18 protein-coding genes are annotated in these 17,009 nt (G+C 50.3%); 8 read left to right on the forward strand and 10 right to left on the reverse strand.

Translation table 11 applies throughout. The annotated features are described in order from the left end of the window. Positions 1–10: 10 nt before the first annotated feature. Entirely contained in the window at positions 11–1,009 is a 999-nt protein-coding gene (locus tag DFR47_RS03725; protein WP_245416425.1) for a GlxA family transcriptional regulator, read from the forward strand. Here DFR47_RS03725 and DFR47_RS03730 read toward each other — a convergent pair. Both DFR47_RS03730 and DFR47_RS03735 read right to left on the reverse strand, forming a co-directional pair. Beyond that, positions 1,003–2,196: a YbfB/YjiJ family MFS transporter gene (locus tag DFR47_RS03730; protein ID WP_210207251.1), complete on the reverse strand. Its 1,194-nt coding sequence runs from the start codon at positions 2,194–2,196 to the stop codon at positions 1,003–1,005. The two genes, DFR47_RS03725 and DFR47_RS03730, sit on opposite strands and share 7 nt — an antisense overlap. A 155-nt stretch (positions 2,197–2,351) precedes the next feature. Next, entirely contained in the window at positions 2,352–3,566 is a 1,215-nt protein-coding gene (locus tag DFR47_RS03735; RefSeq protein ID WP_113943007.1) for an NADP-dependent isocitrate dehydrogenase, read from the reverse strand. A 339-nt stretch (positions 3,567–3,905) separates the two neighbouring features. Here DFR47_RS03735 and DFR47_RS03740 point away from each other — a divergent pair, with 339 nt between their 5' ends. The 5 genes from DFR47_RS03740 (at position 3,906) to DFR47_RS03760 (ending at position 8,283) form a co-directional block, all read left to right on the forward strand. Continuing rightward, positions 3,906–4,814: an RNA methyltransferase gene (locus tag DFR47_RS03740; RefSeq protein ID WP_113943008.1), complete on the forward strand. Its 909-nt coding sequence runs from the start codon at positions 3,906–3,908 to the stop codon at positions 4,812–4,814. Positions 4,815–4,826: 12 nt separating this feature from the next. After that, complete coding sequence (gene murI, locus DFR47_RS03745) at positions 4,827–5,654, forward strand: glutamate racemase (protein WP_113943009.1); 828 nt, start codon at positions 4,827–4,829, stop codon at positions 5,652–5,654. 84 nt (positions 5,655–5,738) lie between these two features. Beyond that, positions 5,739–6,170, forward strand: coding sequence for a CHRD domain-containing protein (locus tag DFR47_RS03750; protein ID WP_113943010.1), 432 nt, complete (start codon positions 5,739–5,741; stop codon positions 6,168–6,170). A 148-nt stretch (positions 6,171–6,318) separates the two neighbouring features. After that, on the forward strand, positions 6,319–7,128 hold the full coding sequence (locus DFR47_RS03755; protein WP_113943011.1) for a MerR family transcriptional regulator: 810 nt from the start codon (positions 6,319–6,321) through the stop codon (positions 7,126–7,128). Positions 7,129–7,227: 99 nt separating this feature from the next. Next, positions 7,228–8,283, forward strand: coding sequence for an alpha/beta hydrolase family protein (locus DFR47_RS03760; RefSeq protein WP_245416426.1), 1,056 nt, complete (start codon positions 7,228–7,230; stop codon positions 8,281–8,283). A gap of 51 nt (positions 8,284–8,334) precedes the next feature. On the opposite strand, the gene DFR47_RS03765 is transcribed toward DFR47_RS03760, so the two are convergent. From DFR47_RS03765 to DFR47_RS03790, 5 genes are all read right to left on the reverse strand, one after another. Continuing rightward, complete coding sequence (locus DFR47_RS03765) at positions 8,335–10,551, reverse strand: esterase-like activity of phytase family protein (protein WP_113943012.1); 2,217 nt, start codon at positions 10,549–10,551, stop codon at positions 8,335–8,337. A gap of 330 nt (positions 10,552–10,881) precedes the next feature. Further along, positions 10,882–11,070 carry a hypothetical protein gene (locus tag DFR47_RS03775; RefSeq protein WP_113943013.1) on the reverse strand — a complete coding sequence of 63 codons (189 nt, stop codon included), beginning with the start codon at positions 11,068–11,070 and terminating at the stop codon, positions 10,882–10,884. A gap of 65 nt (positions 11,071–11,135) precedes the next feature. Beyond that, a complete protein-coding gene (locus DFR47_RS03780; protein WP_113943014.1) occupies positions 11,136–11,603 on the reverse strand; it encodes a GNAT family N-acetyltransferase in 468 nt (155 codons plus the stop codon). 33 nt (positions 11,604–11,636) lie between these two features. Beyond that, a complete protein-coding gene (locus tag DFR47_RS03785; RefSeq protein ID WP_113943015.1) occupies positions 11,637–12,983 on the reverse strand; it encodes a DNA polymerase IV in 1,347 nt (448 codons plus the stop codon). A gap of 219 nt (positions 12,984–13,202) precedes the next feature. Further along, on the reverse strand, positions 13,203–13,502 hold the full coding sequence (locus tag DFR47_RS03790; protein WP_113943016.1) for a DUF3572 domain-containing protein: 300 nt from the start codon (positions 13,500–13,502) through the stop codon (positions 13,203–13,205). Between the two features lie 337 nt (positions 13,503–13,839). On the opposite strand from DFR47_RS03790, the gene DFR47_RS03795 reads away from it, so the two are divergent. Both DFR47_RS03795 and DFR47_RS03800 read left to right on the forward strand, forming a co-directional pair. Continuing rightward, positions 13,840–14,211, forward strand: a complete 372-nt coding sequence (locus tag DFR47_RS03795) for a response regulator (RefSeq protein ID WP_113943017.1) — start codon at positions 13,840–13,842, stop codon at positions 14,209–14,211. Positions 14,212–14,238: 27 nt separating this feature from the next. Beyond that, positions 14,239–14,634, forward strand: a complete 396-nt coding sequence (locus DFR47_RS03800; protein ID WP_245416427.1) for a VOC family protein — start codon at positions 14,239–14,241, stop codon at positions 14,632–14,634. 112 nt (positions 14,635–14,746) lie between these two features. On the opposite strand, the gene rpmG is transcribed toward DFR47_RS03800, so the two are convergent. The 3 genes from rpmG to DFR47_RS03815 all read right to left on the reverse strand — a co-directional run bounded on the left by rpmG (position 14,747) and on the right by DFR47_RS03815 (position 16,988). Further along, positions 14,747–14,914 (reverse strand): 50S ribosomal protein L33, encoded by a 168-nt coding sequence (gene rpmG / locus DFR47_RS03805; protein WP_022712316.1) that lies wholly within the window; start codon positions 14,912–14,914, stop codon positions 14,747–14,749. Positions 14,915–15,015: 101 nt separating this feature from the next. Beyond that, positions 15,016–16,209 (reverse strand): MFS transporter, encoded by a 1,194-nt coding sequence (locus DFR47_RS03810; RefSeq protein ID WP_113943018.1) that lies wholly within the window; start codon positions 16,207–16,209, stop codon positions 15,016–15,018. A 5-nt stretch (positions 16,210–16,214) separates the two neighbouring features. Continuing rightward, positions 16,215–16,988, reverse strand: a complete 774-nt coding sequence (locus DFR47_RS03815; protein ID WP_113943241.1) for an NUDIX hydrolase — start codon at positions 16,986–16,988, stop codon at positions 16,215–16,217. Between the last annotated feature and the right edge of the window lie 21 nt (positions 16,989–17,009).

Here is a 17,009-nt window from a genome sequence, read left to right on the forward strand (position 1 = left end):
GGAACAGAACATGCAAGACTATGGCGGCAACACTATGCAAATCATACCGGTTTATGTCGTTGTGCCGCCGCATATTCTGCTGCTCGATGTTGCAGGTCCTGTGGAGGTGTTGCGCCGTGCTAATGCAGAGCAAGATGCTATACGCTTCGACTATCGTTTTGTTTCTTCCAGTCCGCAGCAGGTCAGTTCAATCGGTCTGTCTGTTGCGGGGTTAGAACCTTTGCCGGAAGTGCTGCCGGATAATGCCTATATTATTCTATGCGGTACCATTACAGCACCGGCAGAGGCTGCCGATCCTGAACCGGAATATGCAGCACTTGCTGCATGGCTAAAGTCGGTTTTCAGGCCTTCTATCCATCTCGTGACCATCTGTTCCGGTGCTTTGATTGCCGCGCGGGCAGGGTTGTTTGACGGCTATGCCTGCACAACCCATGCGCTCTCTGTTGATGAATTGCGTGCTATAGCTCCGGCTGCCCGTGTGCTGGATAACCGGTTGTTTGTCGAAGATGGTGAGCGTTACTCCAGCGCGGGGATTTCGACCGGAACCGATTTGATGCTGCATCTGGTGGCAAAGCTAACCTCGCCGGTCGTGGCGCTCAATATTGCCCGTTATATGGTTGTGTATATGCGGCGTACCGGTTCCGATCCGCAATTTTCGCCGTGGCTGAACGGGCGCAATCACATTCATCCGGCTATTCATCGGGTGCAGGATGCGATTATCGCTGATCCGGCGCGCAACTGGTCATTGGCAGAACTGGCGGAAACCGGCTTTATGAGTGTGCGCAATTTGTCCCGTTTATTTCTGGAACAGACAGAACTGACAGTGAATGCCTATGTTAATCTGATCCGCATAACGCTGGCTAAAGACATCCTGACAAACTCGTCACTGGATATGGAGAATATTGCCGAGAAATCCGGCTTCACATCCGCACGGCATTTGCGGCGTGTCTGGGCAAAATATCATGATATGCCGCCCAATGATTATCGCCGCTTATCTGCCAGTCATTGAGCTTGCACAAGATCGCGCTGCGCAAGGCCGCAAATCACTGCGAGCAATAACAGGCCTGCCGATGCCCACAGACCACTTGAGAGGTTATGTGTGAGATCATTAATGAAGCCGATCATCACAGGGCCGACAATCTGACCAATCGAGAACATAACCGTCATCATGCCGATGGCGGCTGCCCAGCCTTGCGGCGGCAGATTGCGGCGTACATAGACAGTGGTGGAGGCAACCACTGCAAAGAAAGCACAGCCGAAACTGGCCGCAGAAACCATCAGCAAAGTGGTGCCTGATGAGAATATCGGCAATAGCGATGCGATCAGTGTGATCAGGGAAAGCAGGGCAAAGCCGTAGCCGTGCAGGACTTTCTTCTGAATACCGGCGCAAACCCACGGCGAAGCAATGGCACCAAGGCCGATCACAAACCAGAAAGCCGATTGCAGCATAGCGCTGCCACCGGAATTCTGCACCCATGCGATCATGAAGGTCATATAGGCAATATAACCGGCACCAACGAACAGGTAGCCCGCTAATATCCCGCTCATTGCTTTATAATTGACGCGATAAGGATTGGTCTTCTGATTTGGCTTGTAAACGGTCACATTCTGCCCGCGCGCACCGATCAGCAACATCGCCAAAGGTGCGGCAAGTAAAGCGAGTACAGCCCATGCATAAGGCCATGAACCGTCTCCGAGATAGGCCATCAAAAAGGGAATGACGAGGCCGGAGATGAAAATACCGATGCCGGGCCCTGCATAGAATATACCGAGCATAACGGAGCTGCGCTCCGGATAACGCTGCGCAAGACCAGTTGTCAGTAATCCGCCGGCGACAAAAGCCAGTCCCGCACTGAGACCGGCAACAAAACGCAGCAGATTGAGAATAATGACATCACGGAAAACCGCACACAGTGCGAGTGAGGCAACGACCAGCCAGATATTGATGATCATCATTTTATAGGCGCTGATATAGCGCAACAGGCGTGATGCCAGCAGAGCACCTAACAAATAGCCGATACCATTACTGGTATTCATCCAGCCTGCATCGGCATAAGACCAGTGCAGATCAGTCCGTATATCTGGCAGCACAAGTGCATAAGCAAAACGCGCAAAGCCTAACCCCAGCGCCGGAACCATTGCTAAGGCCAGAACAACGGCCAGTGCATTTTCATTTTTCTCGGGCTGAATAGTCATACTTTGTTATTCCGGTATTATTGCATACGGGATTTATAACGGATTTATGCTGTGCCGGTGATGATTAATCTTCATGATGCACAATGAAGTGATTTTTATGATCAAGAAAAAACCCCGCCTGAATGATCAGGCGGGGTTTTAAAACTGCTGACTGATTAAGCAGCCATTGCTTTCTGCAGGTTTTCGTCGATCTTGTCGAGGAAGCCTGTTGTGGACAGCCAAGGTTGATCCGGACCGATCAGCAGAGCCAGATCCTTGGTCATGAAGCCTGCTTCAACAGTGTCTACGCAGACTTTTTCCAGAGTGTCAGCAAAACGCTTCAGCTCGGCATTGTTGTCGAGTTTAGCGCGGTGCGCCAGACCACGGGTCCATGCGAAGATCGAAGCGATCGAGTTGGTTGAGGTTTCCTCACCCTTCTGATGCTGGCGATAGTGACGGGTTACAGTACCGTGTGCAGCTTCTGCTTCAACGGTCTTACCATCCGGAGTCATCAGAACCGAGGTCATCAGGCCGAGCGAGCCGAAGCCCTGTGCCACGATGTCGGACTGCACGTCACCGTCATAGTTCTTACAAGCCCAGACATAACCGCCGGACCATTTCAGAGCCGAAGCAACCATGTCGTCGATCAGGCGGTGTTCGTACCAGATCTTGGCTTCTTTGAACTTCTCAGCGAATTCAGCGTCAAAAACTTCCTGGAAGATGTCTTTGAAACGGCCGTCATAGGCTTTGAGAATGGTGTTCTTGGTCGACAGATAAACCGGATAACCGCGCTGCAGGCCGTAGTTCAGCGATGCACGGGCAAATTCACGGATAGATTCGTCGATATTGTACATAGCCATGGCTACACCGGAGGATGGTGCATCATAGACTTCGTGTTCAATGGTTTCGCCGTCTTCACCAACGAATTTGATCGACAGCTTGCCTTTGCCCGGGAATTTGAAATCAGTCGCGCGGTACTGATCACCAAATGCGTGACGGCCAACGATGATTGGCTGTGTCCAGCCCGGAACCAGACGAGGTACGTTTTTGCAGATGATTGGTTCGCGGAAGATTACGCCGCCGAGAATGTTGCGGATTGTGCCGTTTGGCGACTTCCACATTTTCTTGAGCTTGAATTCTTCAACGCGGGCTTCATCAGGGGTGATGGTGGCGCATTTTACACCAACGCCGTGTTCCTTGATGGCATTTGCTGCATCAATGGTAACCTGATCATTGGTCGCATCGCGGTGTTCTACCGACAGATCATAATATTTCAGATCGATGTCGAGATATGGATGGATGAGTTTGTCTTTGATAAACTGCCAGATGATGCGGGTCATCTCATCGCCGTCAAGCTCAACGACGGGATTAGCAACTTTGATCTTTGCCATAAAAACCTCTCCTTCATGAAGTTGCGCTTCTCATAGCACTGCTTAGGCGGCAGGCAAAGTGCTAACCGCCGCTTGAGAACAGGAATAATAAAAATCTCCGCAGATAACGGTTTTTTACAATCTCAAAATACAAAATATACATTCACGATGGCGTGACGGATACAAAAACCGGGCGTCGTTTGGTCGAGAAACCGGCTGGCAGCGATTCAGTTTTTTGAAATGCAGCTGTTTAATTGTCACGCATGATTTGAATTTCGTCGCTCTTGCGTTTAAGAAAAGCGCGAAAAGCGCAGGCGGATATCTCTTATTGCGTGAGACAATTTTAGTTTTGAGAAGATAATGGCCGGTACAGACAAACAGCGCCCGATGATTTCAGAAGGCCCAGCAATCATTCTTGTAGAGCCGCAATTGCCGGAAAATATCGGTATGGTGGCACGTGCTATGGCCAATTTCGGCCTTGGCGAATTGCGTCTGGTCAATCCGCGTGAAGCCTTTCCGAATGACAAGGCACGCTCTGCGGCCAGTAAGGCTGACCATATTATCGACAGCGCTGTGCTCTATGATGATCTGCCGTCAGCACTGGCTGATCTCAACTTTGTTTATGCTACGACTGCCCGTGAGCGTGATGGATTCAAGCAGGTGCGCGGTCCTGTGGAGGCGGGTAAAATCCTGCGCCAGAAATTTCGCACCGGTGAGAAAACCGGCATCATGTTTGGCCGCGAGCGTGTTGGCCTGAAAAATGATGAAGTTGGCCTTGCCGATGAACTGGTGACATTTCCGGTCAATCCGGCCTTTGCCTCGCTTAATATCGCGCAGGCTGTGTTGCTGATGTCCTATGAGTGGATGAAATCCGGTCTGGAAAATGAAACAGATACGGTTTTCCGTGGTCCTGAACTGCAACCGGCCAATAAAGAATATCTACACGGTTTCTTTAATCATTTGGAGGAAGCTCTGGATACGCGCGGTTATTTCCGTCCGGAAGCGCGTAAGGAGATTATGGTGAATAATCTGCGGGCAGTGCTGACCCGTCCGGCATTTGCGGAAGCCGAAGTCCGTTTGCTGCGTGGTGTGCTGACCTCGCTGGATTATTTCTCGCCAAAGAGCCCGCGTGGTTCCGGCGCGCCCGAAGGCCGCGCCAGAATATCTAATGATGTAGCGCCTGAAGGCCGTGCCAGAATACCTAATGATGCCGTGCATAAGGACGGGGCAGAGAATACCGAGCAGGATAAACCGGACGAAAATTGCTGAGGCAGGTCTGATATGCATCATCTCGCGCAATATACGCATACGCATGTTGGCAGTAGTCAAGACGCGCCGATTATCGTTTTTGACAGCGGTATCGGCGGCCTGACAGTGCTGCGAGAGGCGCGGGTGCTGATGCCTGATCGCCATTTTATCTATGTGGCGGATGATGCTGGCTTCCCCTATGGCTCATGGGAAGAGCCGGCTCTGCGCGAACGTATCGTTACATTATTCGCAGAGCTGATCCGCCGTTTTCATCCGCAACTCTGTGTAATCGCCTGTAATACGGCGTCGACACTTGTGCTTGATGATCTGCGGCAGGCCTTTCCGGATACGCCTTTTGTCGGCACAGTTCCGGCGATTAAGCCTGCAGCTGAGCGCACACATTCCGGTCTTGTCTCGGTTCTGGCAACGCCGGGTACGGTCAAACGTGCTTATACGCGCGATCTGATCCAGTCTTTCGCCTCGCAATGTCATGTGCGCCTTGTTGGGGCTGACCGGTTGGCCACATTGGCGGAAGCGCATATACGCGGTGAAAAGATTGATGACGAGCTGGTGCTGGAACAGATTACACCATGCTTTATCGAGCAGGATGGCAAGCGTACCGATATTGTCGTGCTGGCCTGCACACATTATCCGTTTCTGGCCAATGTATTCCGTCGTCTGGCGCCGTGGCCGGTAGACTGGCTTGATCCGGCAGAAGCTATTGCGCGACGTATGCTCTCTCTGTTGCCGGAGGCGAAGGATAAAAGCCTGCATCATCATGAGGATTTGGCGGTGTTCACATCCGGTAAACCGGATTATGCGATCCGCCGTTTGTTACAGGGTTTCGGTCTGAGAAACTGATCGACAATTGCGATAAGGTTAAATCTAAACTATAATATCTCCGTATAAATAACTGTATTTATTGTTTTATATGGAGTTTTTATCGTGAAGATTTTAAAAGTTTCTGCGGCGCTTATTATTGCTGTTTCACTGTTTTCCGGTGCCGCTTATGCAAAAACACTAAATTTTGAAAGCAGTTTGTCGGGCAATAAAGAAGTGCCGCATATTACGACAACAGCCAAAGGGCAGCTTAAAGCCAGTTATAACACCATCAGCAAAGTGCTGAAATGGCATGTCAGCTATAGTGGCCTGAGTGGTGCAGCGAGCATGGCTCATTTTCACGGCCCTGCAACAACCAAGCAAAATGCTGATGTGATTATTGCGATTGAAAATAAAGACTTGAAAAGCCCGATTGAGGGTTCTGAAAAGCTGACCAAAGCACAGGAAAAGCAACTGCTGTCCGGCCACTGGTATTTCAATATCCATACGGAAAAACACCCTGGCGGTGAGATCAGAACGCAACTGATTGCCAAATAAACGGCTGTCCTGACAAACAAGGCGCTCTCTGATGGTAATCAGGGAGCGCTTTTATTTTATGAAAATCAGATTATCAGTGAAACTTGCTTGACCTTGCCCTAAGGGCAACCCTGCATAGCTTGTGCGATCAGACTCACAAGGAGATAGCATGCTGACAATCGGACAAATGGCGCGCTCACAGGGCGTTAGCACCAAAACCCTGCGCCATTATGATAGTATTGGTCTGTTTAGCCCGACATTGAACGGACAGAATAACGGCTACCGTTATTACCGGCCGGAGCAGATTGTAATGCTCGGTCGCATCGTATGGCTGAAACAGCTGGGTATGGCGCTGGATGAGATCAAAACACTGGCCGCTGACGGCGGCTTGGACAGTGTAGAAAAGATGCATGCAGTGCTGCAAAACCATGCCGTTCAGCTGGAAGCTGATATAAACAGGCGTCAGAAAACGCTCGGCCATCTTCATCGCTATCTCGCACAACCGGAGCGCAAAATGCCTGACTTACAAAAACCTGAACGGGTTTTCTTCGCAGCACAACGCATTATCGGCATGTGCTGGTATCCTGAGGACGAAGGCAGTATTCCGCAAATGTGGGATCGTTTTGAAGCGCGCGAGCATGAGATCGAGCGTCTGGAAGAGCCTGTGGGCACTTTCGGCATTTGCCAGCCGCTGGCAGACGGGCAGTGGCGCTACATTGCAGGCCTGCCGGTTGGCGCAGATGCGGCTATTCCTGATGGATTGACCGCGATGGAAATTCCGGGGCGTTATTATGCGAAGGTCGAACATCACGGTGAGGTAACAACTTTGCCGGAAACGTTCCGTGCCGCATATTCAGAATGGCTGCCAAGCGCAGGTATGCAGCCTGATGAAGGCATTGAGTTTGAATATAGCGGTGCGCGTTTTCTCGGACCTATGCACCCTGAAAGCGTAACTGAGATCTATATCCCGCTGAAATAATGAAATGATAAAGAGCGACCTTGATCATGTTTCAGGTCGCTCTTTATGTGATTTGCTTCTATCGCCGGTGACGACAGAAATCAGGTAGCGGAGATTATGATGATGAAGCAGACAATGGCTGCATTGGCGGCAGGTTTAAGTATTTTGATGCTGACAGGCAGCTTTGCAGCCGTGGCAGAACAGGTTGGTTTCCGGCAAACCGAGCTGACGGATAAGAGCGGCAATCGTGATTTGAAAGTAGCGCTTTGGTATCCGACATCTGACACAAAACCAGTCGTGATGATTGGCGAAAATCCGGCATTTATTGGTATTGAGGCTATTAAAGATGCTGCACCGGATAAGAACGCTCATCCGCTTGTGGTTCTGTCTCATGGCTATGGCGGCAGCTGGCGTAATCTCAACTGGCTGGCGGGTGAGCTGGTTGGGCAGGGCTATATTGTTGCCGCACCGGATCATCCGGGCACGACCACATTTAATCGCGATAAAGAGCAGGCTGCGAAGCTCTGGGAGCGCCCGCATGATCTGAGCCGCGTGATTGATGCTGTGAGCTCTGACAGCGCTCTGGCGGGCAGGGTTGAGTCTAAACGCATTGCTGCGATTGGCCATTCTCTCGGTGGCTGGTCAGTCGTGGCTTTGGCCGGAGCACAGTTTGATCGGGAACGTTTTGAGAAGGACTGTAAAGACAATCCCAATCCGCGCACTTGCGGCTTGGCAGATGAGCTGATCAACCCGCAGGGTGATGTTGCGGCTGAAAAGCTGAAAACCATGAAAGCTGATCCGCGCGTCGGTGCAATTGTATCACTTGATCTGGGGCTGGCGCGTGGTTTTACGCCGGAGAGCCTGAACAGTATTTCAGTGCCTGCGCTGATCTTTGGTGCTGGCGTTGATATTGGTGACCTGCCTGCCAAAATGGAATCCGGCTATATCGCAGAAAATATGCCCGATAAAGCCACACAATATATCGAAATCGCGGATGCCGCGCATTTCAGCTTCATGCAGAACTGTAAGGCTGGTGCAGTGGAAATGATTGAGGCCGAAATGCCGGGCGATGGTATTGTGTGCAAAGATGGCGGAGGACGTAGTCGTGAGGCAATCCATCGTAAAGTTGCCGATAAGATTATCGCTTTCTTGGCAAAATCCATTCCCGCTCAGTAATGCAAAAAGGCCGCTGTGAAGCGGCCTTTTTTTTAGAGAGCCTTGGGAGGCTTACTGGATCTTCAGTTCACTGACATTACCGACAGTGAAGAACTGGGTTTCACCGCTGGAACCGTCAACACCGTCATTATCGGTCACGACATAGCCAATGCCGTTTTTGTCGATGGCGAAGCCTTCAACTTTGTCCGGTACAAAGCCATTGAGTTTCTTGAGATCAGGAATGAAATCATAAACCAATGTCTTGCTGACGACCGGCAGTTTCTCTCCGATTTTAGCCGGTTTCAGGTCTGCGAGAGCCACTTTGTAAAGGCGCTTATTGACAGATTCCTTGCCAATCAGATTATCGCGCTCAACGATATAGAGCTGGCCGTCATGGGCAGTCACTTCAGAAAGGCCAACCCAGCCTTTTTCCTTTTTATCCAACGGATAGGCAACGGCAGCCCATTCTTCGCTTTTCAAATTATAGCTGAGGATTTTGACATTGCCCTTGTCGTCATCAGCCCATTCGCGCTGTACCACCATCCAGAGCGTTTCATTATCGCCTTCACCGGTACGGGTAATACCTTCAAGGCCAAAACGTGTCTGATGCTTGAGCAGGTCCTCAGGCAAAGCGATTTCTTTTTTGATTTCGCCTTTTTCATTTACATTGAGAATTGCATGCGGAACGAGCTTCTTCTGATCGCCTTCATTGGCCAGCCAGAAACCGCCTTTTCCATCCGTGGTAATGCCTTCCAGATCAAGCTTTTGCGCGGCATCTTTACCGCGTTTTACCAGCAGAGCTGAAGTGATTTTCGCAGGCTTCTGGTTGGCATCAATCGTGTAGATGGTTGGTGAAGCATAATAGGCGGAGTCAGAGATGGCATAGAGAATACCGTCTTTGCTTTCATCAGCAACCAGACCGGACAGGGCGCCCCAGCCGATTGGTGTGCCGTCTTCGGTCAGTTCCGAAACCAGCTGCGGATAGGCGGCAGGTTTATCCTGCAACTCATAGATCATCACATGAGAGCGGGCACCGCCGTCTTCACCCAGATCGGTTTCATTAGCAGTGACCAGCAGGTTGCGCGACGGAATTGCCAGAACACCTTCAGGGCCGATGCCGGATGGCAGCAGTTGCACGAATTCAGGGTCTTTACCGGTATCTTTATAAACACTGACCATCGAGCCGCGTTCGCTGGCGATAAACAGGTAATCTGTATCACCGAAGCGACCAACTTCCGCGCCTTCCAGCTCAACGCCTTTTTTATTGCGCTTTTCCGGATAATGGCCGTGGGCTGCAATCTTATGCTCCAGCGTATTGCCTGAATCATAGAGCACTTTGCCGCTTGTGTCGAAAATTGTGAAACCGCGGGAGCCGCCTTTATAATCGCCTTCATTGGCGGTCAGAAGACGGTCATCACCAACCCATTTAATGGTATCCGGTTCGCGGGCAACATTCTTCATTTCGCCGTTGAACTTGATCTGGCCGTCTTTCTTGGTGTCGATCTTGTCGAGATCAACAGTGCCGGCAGAGAAGTGCGATGTGATTTTGCCGGAAGCCGCATCAATGATTGCGATATGGTTGTTTTCCTGCAGGGTAACAGCAATTTCATTCTTACTGTTGAAGGAAACAAATTCCGGTTCCGGATCTTCCGGTGCGATTTCCGCAATACCGGTCATATCCACGAGTTTCATGGTTTTGCAGTCAGGCTTACCGTCTTTAAGGTTGAGAATAACCAGATTACCGGCCGGAAGCTGCGGCAGTTCACCGTCGTTCAGTTCCTCATCGCGTTCATTTTCAATGGCAACGGCGAGGAATTTCTTGTCAGGAGAAACAGCAACGGAATCCGGCTGGCCGCCAAGATCACAGCTCATTTCTAACTTGCGCGAAGCAATATCAATGACATCCAGACGACCGGATGGTTTGACGTAGCTTTCTGATGTGTTGACACCGGCGAGGATGCGTTTGCCGGCGACAGTCACTGAAGTCGGTTCGCCTTCAACTTTGAGGACACCACCGGCTTTCGGGTTTTTAGGGTCGGTAATGTCAACAAAACCGATGCCGCCATACGGGCTGTCAGAATAAATCAGCGTGTTGCCATCTTCCGAAACCGTAATTATTTCCGAAGAGGTGGCTGCTTTGGCATCTGCATCTTTCGGCAGGTTGTCTGTTACCGCAAAGCTGGCAATACGGTTGAAAACCGGCTCAGCCGAAGCGGAAAAGGCAACAGAGCTTGCCAGTGTGGCAGTAAGAGCGGTGATGAGAGAAAGTCTCATTGAGCGGCGCGACATAGAGATCCCCGAATGTTGCGATAAAATCTAAATCTCTGCTCCAAAAGCCGACATGCCTTGCTGTAAATGGTAATTTCTGCGTTTCCGGTGCTCGCGTACTTATAAGTACGCTGCTTTCCGGTGCTCGAAATCACCATTTTCGCTATGGCCTGCCACTTTTTGATTCAGACATTGAGGGGAGGTTTCGCCGTTCTCTGTTGCAGGCAAATGTCACTTCCGTGAAGAAATGATGACATGACTTTTATTAGCATTTTATTCGCTAACAAAGCTGAGGGAAATCGCACCGCACAAAATTGTACTCTAGCTGCAAGTTCCCGGCGTTTAAGTCAGTTAAACTTTGGCTGGGCGCAGAAGGCGTTCAACAATCACAGCCGAAACGAATGCAGTACCAACAACTATGATGCCAACACTTAGTTCAGACAGGCCAAGAGTGAGAAGCCAGTTTCTTGGAAAGAAACCAAGTACCAGAACCAGAGCAACAGCTGCCCCAAGTACAGGCAATATTTTATTTCGAAACATTGAATGCACCTCTGTAATTTTGAGAAAAACAAAATTGACTGATTAGAGAATACAGCCGAATTTAACTACGATGAGAAAATGCTGAAACGCTTGCAGATTGTATTGTCGCCGGTGCGATAGCTCTGGAAACCGATTGCGTCATAATAAGCCAGACCGTTGGCATTATCCGCGCCGATAGTTGCATCAATATTTTGCAGGTCTGCATTTTCAGCTGCGAGTCTGGTCGCGGCGAACAGAGCCTTGCCGACACCGCGACGGGCTGCATTCGGGCTGACATGGGTGCCGATAATACCCCAACCGGCTGTGACACCATATTTATTGTCTTCAACCGCACGTATCAGCGACTGAAAGCCCAAAACCTCGCCACTTTCATCTTCCGCGACACTGCACAGAATGCCATGCGGATTATTAATATAAGTATCGCGCACAAAATCCTGATCATGCGGGCGTTGCCGCTGTGTGACTGCAATAATATCCGTCAAAATACGGCTCATGGCTTCAGCGTCACTCAATCGGGCAGTTCTTATGATCATTACTTTATCTTCCGTATCAATAGCTGCATGCTGTTACTTGTCTGAAGGTGTTTGCGGGCGGGCGAGGTTGCCTTTACCGAATGTATAGCCGGTTTCCACGGTCTTGGAGCCGAATTTAGAACGCAGTTTATCAATCGCTGTTTCTGCCGCAGCGCGTTTGCCTGCTTTGATATCGACCAGATCAGGCGGATCAGCTTTAACCGGATCAGTGAGATCGGTGACACCAATGCCAAGCAAGCGATATTTTGTGCCGTCGATTTCTTTTTGCAGCATATAAAGACCGGTGCGGAAAATCCTGTCTGCAAGCTGCGTAGGATCGCTCAGGCGATGATTGCGGGTACGGCTCTGGAAATCCTTGGTTTTGAGCTTCAGCACCACTGTATGACCTGCTATGTCGCCATGCTTCAATCGTCCTGCCACTTTCTCCGAGAGGGCTCGCAGCACCGGCACAAGTTCCTCAGCTTTGGCGATATCAATATCAAAGGTGGTTTCATTGGAGATGCTTTTCATCTCGCTTTCCGGCTGCACAGTGCGCGTGTCCATGCCGCGGGAGAGGCGATACATCCGCTGTCCCATAACGCCATAGGACTTCATCAGCGCGGATTCTTCCATCTGCTGTAATTGTCCGATGGTCTGAATACCGTCTGCATTGAGCTTGGCATTGAGTGCTTTGCCAACACCCCAGATCATGTCGACCGGCTTGGTTTTCAGAAAATCCTGCGCTTCTCTTTCCCCGATCACCGAGAAACCGCGCGGCTTTTCCATATCCGAGGCCAGTTTTGCGAGAAATTTACAATAGGACAGGCCGACAGAAACCGTGATGCCGATTTCCTGCTCAATTCGACGCGCAAATTCTGCCAGCACGAGAGCAGGCGGAGCGCGATGCAATTTGGCCGTACCGTGCAAATCCAGAAACGCCTCATCAATGGAGAGCGGCTCTACCAGAGGCGTGAGATCAAACATCATCTGGCGAATCTGATGGCCGACCTTGCGATATTTTTCCATATTCGGTGGGACAAAGATTGCCTGAGGGCAGAGTTCAATGGCTTTGAAAGTCGGCATGGCCGAGCGCACACCATGAATACGGGCAATATAGCAGCAGGTGGAAACCACACCGCGCTTGCCACCGCCGACAATCACCGGCTTGTCACGCAAATCAGGATTGTCGCGCTTTTCAATGGAAGCATAAAATGCATCGCAATCAATATGCGCGAAACTGAGATCATAGAGTTCTTCATGGCGCACGAGGCGCGGGCTGCCGCAAGAGCTGCACCGAGGGCGAGGGTCAGAGCGGCGTTTTTTCTGCACGGTCAGGCAATCGCGGCAGAAACCTGCCTGCGGATCAGCCTCAGCAAAATAACCGGAAACACCGTTGACCATTGTAAAACCTGTATCGTGAACCGAACATAAACGGAACATTCGCACAATACAGGTTGATGGGCACTTGTACCAGTGATTTTTCTGCGCAAATCACAAGCAGGTTTTATAAGCGACTTATACCAAGGCGGCTCAAGATGCTGACGCATCATGCCTTGAAAAGTTCAATCGCCACTCGGGCTTAACCAAAACCCTATGAGTCATACTCATAGGGTTTTGGTATTACATGGATTGATCGTAGGCGTTGTCACCATTCGGCAAAAAGCGCAGTGCCTGATTCATGCTTTCCGGCTTGTGGCCGGTTGCCTCGCAAAAATGCATCAATGTCGGCTCATGAGCGAGAAAGAATTGCAAAACACCGGTCAGGAAGGCCGGTTCACCGGCGGCTTCACGGATCGATGAGATTTCAATGCCGGTTAGGGACAGAAAGCGATTCATCAGATCCGGCTGCTGTGCCAGAAAGAGCAGAGCTTCAATGGCCAGATTTTCAGCATCACTTTGATTCAAGATGGTTTTCGACATTTTGGCTTTCCGGCTTATTTTTACGTTTTGGCAACTGTAATTGTATCTTTATCTGTATGAAAGCTGTTTAGGGGCAATTTGACCACGGATCAATGTTATGCTTTTGATATCCGGTATTGACAGGCTTGATCCGGTGATTTGCAGTAATGCGTATGCCGAAAAGTATGAAGTGCTTTTCGGATAAGATATGCGCCAAACAATCAGACAGCGCATTTCTTTTGCTACAAGATTGCAGCGGAAATGCTCTATAGATTGACGTGGCTCAAAAACTGCGGAATGCTGCTGGTGCAAGGTGCGACATATTCAGATGGCACTCTGAATAATAAGGTAATTTTTCATGACCAAAAAAGTAATGATCGTTGAAGATAATGAGCTGAATATGAAGCTTTTCCGCGATCTGATTGAAGCCAGCGGTTATGAAACAATTCGCACGCGCAATGGTTTGGAAGCAATGGATCTGGCGCGTATTCATCATCCTGATCTGATCCTGATGGATATTCAGCTGCCTGAAGTTTCCGGTCTTGAAGTGACCAAGTGGCTGAAAGAGGATGATGAGCTGAAAGCCATTCCGGTAATCGCAGTCACTGCCTTCGCTATGAAGGGCGATGAAGAGCGTATTCGTCAGGGTGGTTGCGAGGCCTATATTTCCAAGCCGATCTCCGTGCCGCGCTTTATTGAAACGATCAAATCCTATCTCGGCGACCTGTAATTACAGCATATCGCCTTATTGAGGTGAATGATGACTACTCCTAAGTTCCGCGTTGTAAGACCGACAGATAATCTGGATGCTTTGCTTGCTTTCTACAGGGATGGCTTAGGGCTGACTGTTTTTGATCGTTTTCAGGATCATGACGGTTTTGATGCAATCATTATGGGGCAGGAAAATGCGCCCTATCATTTTGCATTCACCCGCACCGATAAGCATCAGGCCGGTAAAGCCCCAACTGAAGAGAATCTGCTGGTATTTTATTTATCGGATCATGCCGAATGGGAAAATGCTGTGAACCGTATGAAAGCGGCCGGTTTTTTACCCGTGATTTCCTTCAATCCTTACTGGGATAAGAAGGGGCTGACTTTCGAAGATCCGGACGGTTATCGCATTGTTTTACAACAGACGGATTGGGTGCCTTAAAGAATTTCACTCTGATCACGGCTCTTATTCAAAGCGCATCAGAGAAGTCTGCATTCAGGCAATAAAAAACCCGGGCTAAACAGCCCGGGTTTTTTAATAACCGAAACCAGAATTATTTGATTTTGGTTTCTTTGAATTCGACGTGTGCCTTAGCAACTGGGTCGTACTTACGCTTTGTCATTTTCTCAGTCATTGTACGGCTGTTCTTCTTGGTTACGTAGAAGAAGCCTGTGTCTGCGGTCGACAACAGCTTGATTTTAATTGTTGTAGCCTTAGCCATAACGTTATCCTGCTCTTTTAAAAAATAAAACCGCCTGCTTGTCCGGCGATTTCATCCGGGTGCGGGAATTTGGCGCGACACTACGGATACACGCCAAAAAGTCAAGCCCGCTGTTTACGAACTGTCAGTCTGATGAGCAAAATTATGATAAATGCTGCAAAAAACAGTGACAAAGTGATTGGAAAACCGGTTGCGCCCATCAGATCCATGCCGACTCCGGCCGCCTGAGGACCAGCCAACATACCGATACCATAGCAAAAAATAAAGGCTGCGTTGGCCGAAGCAAGTTCACGACCCTGCAATTGTGATCCGAGATGGGCGAGGCCGACGGTGTAGAGACCGGCGACCACACCGCCCCAGATCAGCAGCAGGAATGCCATCAGATACCAGTTGGTAATGACATAAGGCAGCAGCATCATACCGGCGAAACCGATCAGCGCACAAATCAGCAGCAGAATACGGCGGTCACGAATACGGTCTGAGATGAGGCCGAGCGGAATTTGCATCAGCACGTTGCCGAGACCAACCATGGTCAGCAGCAGCGCTGCATCGCCTTCATTGAGGCCGACACGGGTACCAAAAACAGGGAACAGCGCAAAGCCGCCGGTTTCCACCGCACCATAGACAAAAACCGCCATAGTTGCCGCAGGAACGGCAAAAATATACGGCAGGAACGGTACGTGTTCACCTTCTTCGAATTCAGGACTGTCTTTGCTGGCGATCATTACCGGAATAGCTGCCAGTGTAATGATAACAATGCCGATACCAAAAGGTGTGAAGCCGCCGCTGCCGATGATCGAGAACATCCACGGACCCACTGCAAAGCCAAGCGACAGACAGGTCGCATAAATCCCTAAGACCAGCCCGCGTTTGGCAGGCGGGGCGGATGTGTTGACCCAGTATTCAGACAGCACAAACAGTACGGTGAGGGCGAAATGCAGCGAAACGCGCAAAGCAAACCATGCAATAATATTCGGAAACAGATAAAATCCGAGGAAAGACAGGCCGCTGATCAGCAGCATCAGCATCATAGAGCGTGCAACGCCTAAATATGAGCCGATCCGCGCGGAAAGTGCTGCACCAAACAGCGAAGCAAGACCGGCAACAGCGGTGTTGGCACCAATGATACTGGCCGAATAGCCACGGCTTTCCAGAAGCACACTCAGCAGGGGAATACCAAGACCGATTGCAGCACCAACGGCACTGATGGTGGCAATGGCCGCGCCGAGGGAGCGCCACTGTGTGGGCTGAATCACCTCTGATACGGTTTCAGATGGAAGATGGTCTTGCTGCATGTAATTTAAATCACCTCACGGACATGACGGCCATGCCGTTTACGATAAAGCGGAACCGGATATATAGACGACAAATTCATGTCTTCGAGCAGGAGTTTTTCAATATCCCGTAAAATAATGCGCGTAATCGCTGCAATATTGAGATTTAAAGCTTCTTCAAAGCTCACAAATTTCAAATCGGATAGTTCCGGCTCACTATAAGCAGGTGATTCTGTAAGGCTGATGTCAGCGGGAATAAGGCCGGAGTTTTTAACAGCCGGACTAAGCTCATCAAGAAAACTGGCAAAGAATCGCGCATCGTAGCGGCGGGTATGACCGGGCGGCGTTATCGCCCGCGCCACATAGCGGAGCTGCGATAAATCAGGCAGATGCTGATTGCGGGCAAAACCCTCCCACGGGTGCGTCTGAGCCATCTCATGAGGGGTGCCGAGCAGCAGGCCGGTTTCCTCATAGGTTTCGCGGATCGCTGTCATAGCCAAAGCACGGGCACGCTGCGTACTGGCACGGGTGCCAAGGCCTGCCAGCAGCTTTTCTTCATCCTGCGGTCTCAGATTGTTGGCGGCAGTGATTTTGCCGTCCTGCGGGTCTGTACCGCCGCCAGGAAACACAAAAACATCCGGCATGAACTGCATTGCTCGGGCACGACGTCCCATGAGAATGCGCGGTACTTTGCCGTTGCGGTCAATAAGGATGAGGGAAGCCGCGTCTTTAGGGCGGATCGCACTGGCAGATGCGGCTGTTCTACGTCGTGTAGCAGCCGCATCTTCTGCATTATACATTGCGATTAATTCGTCTTCCGG

The sequence above is a fragment of the Pseudochrobactrum asaccharolyticum genome, assembly GCF_003314995.1.
Taxonomy (GTDB): Bacteria; Pseudomonadota; Alphaproteobacteria; order Rhizobiales; family Rhizobiaceae; genus Pseudochrobactrum; species Pseudochrobactrum asaccharolyticum.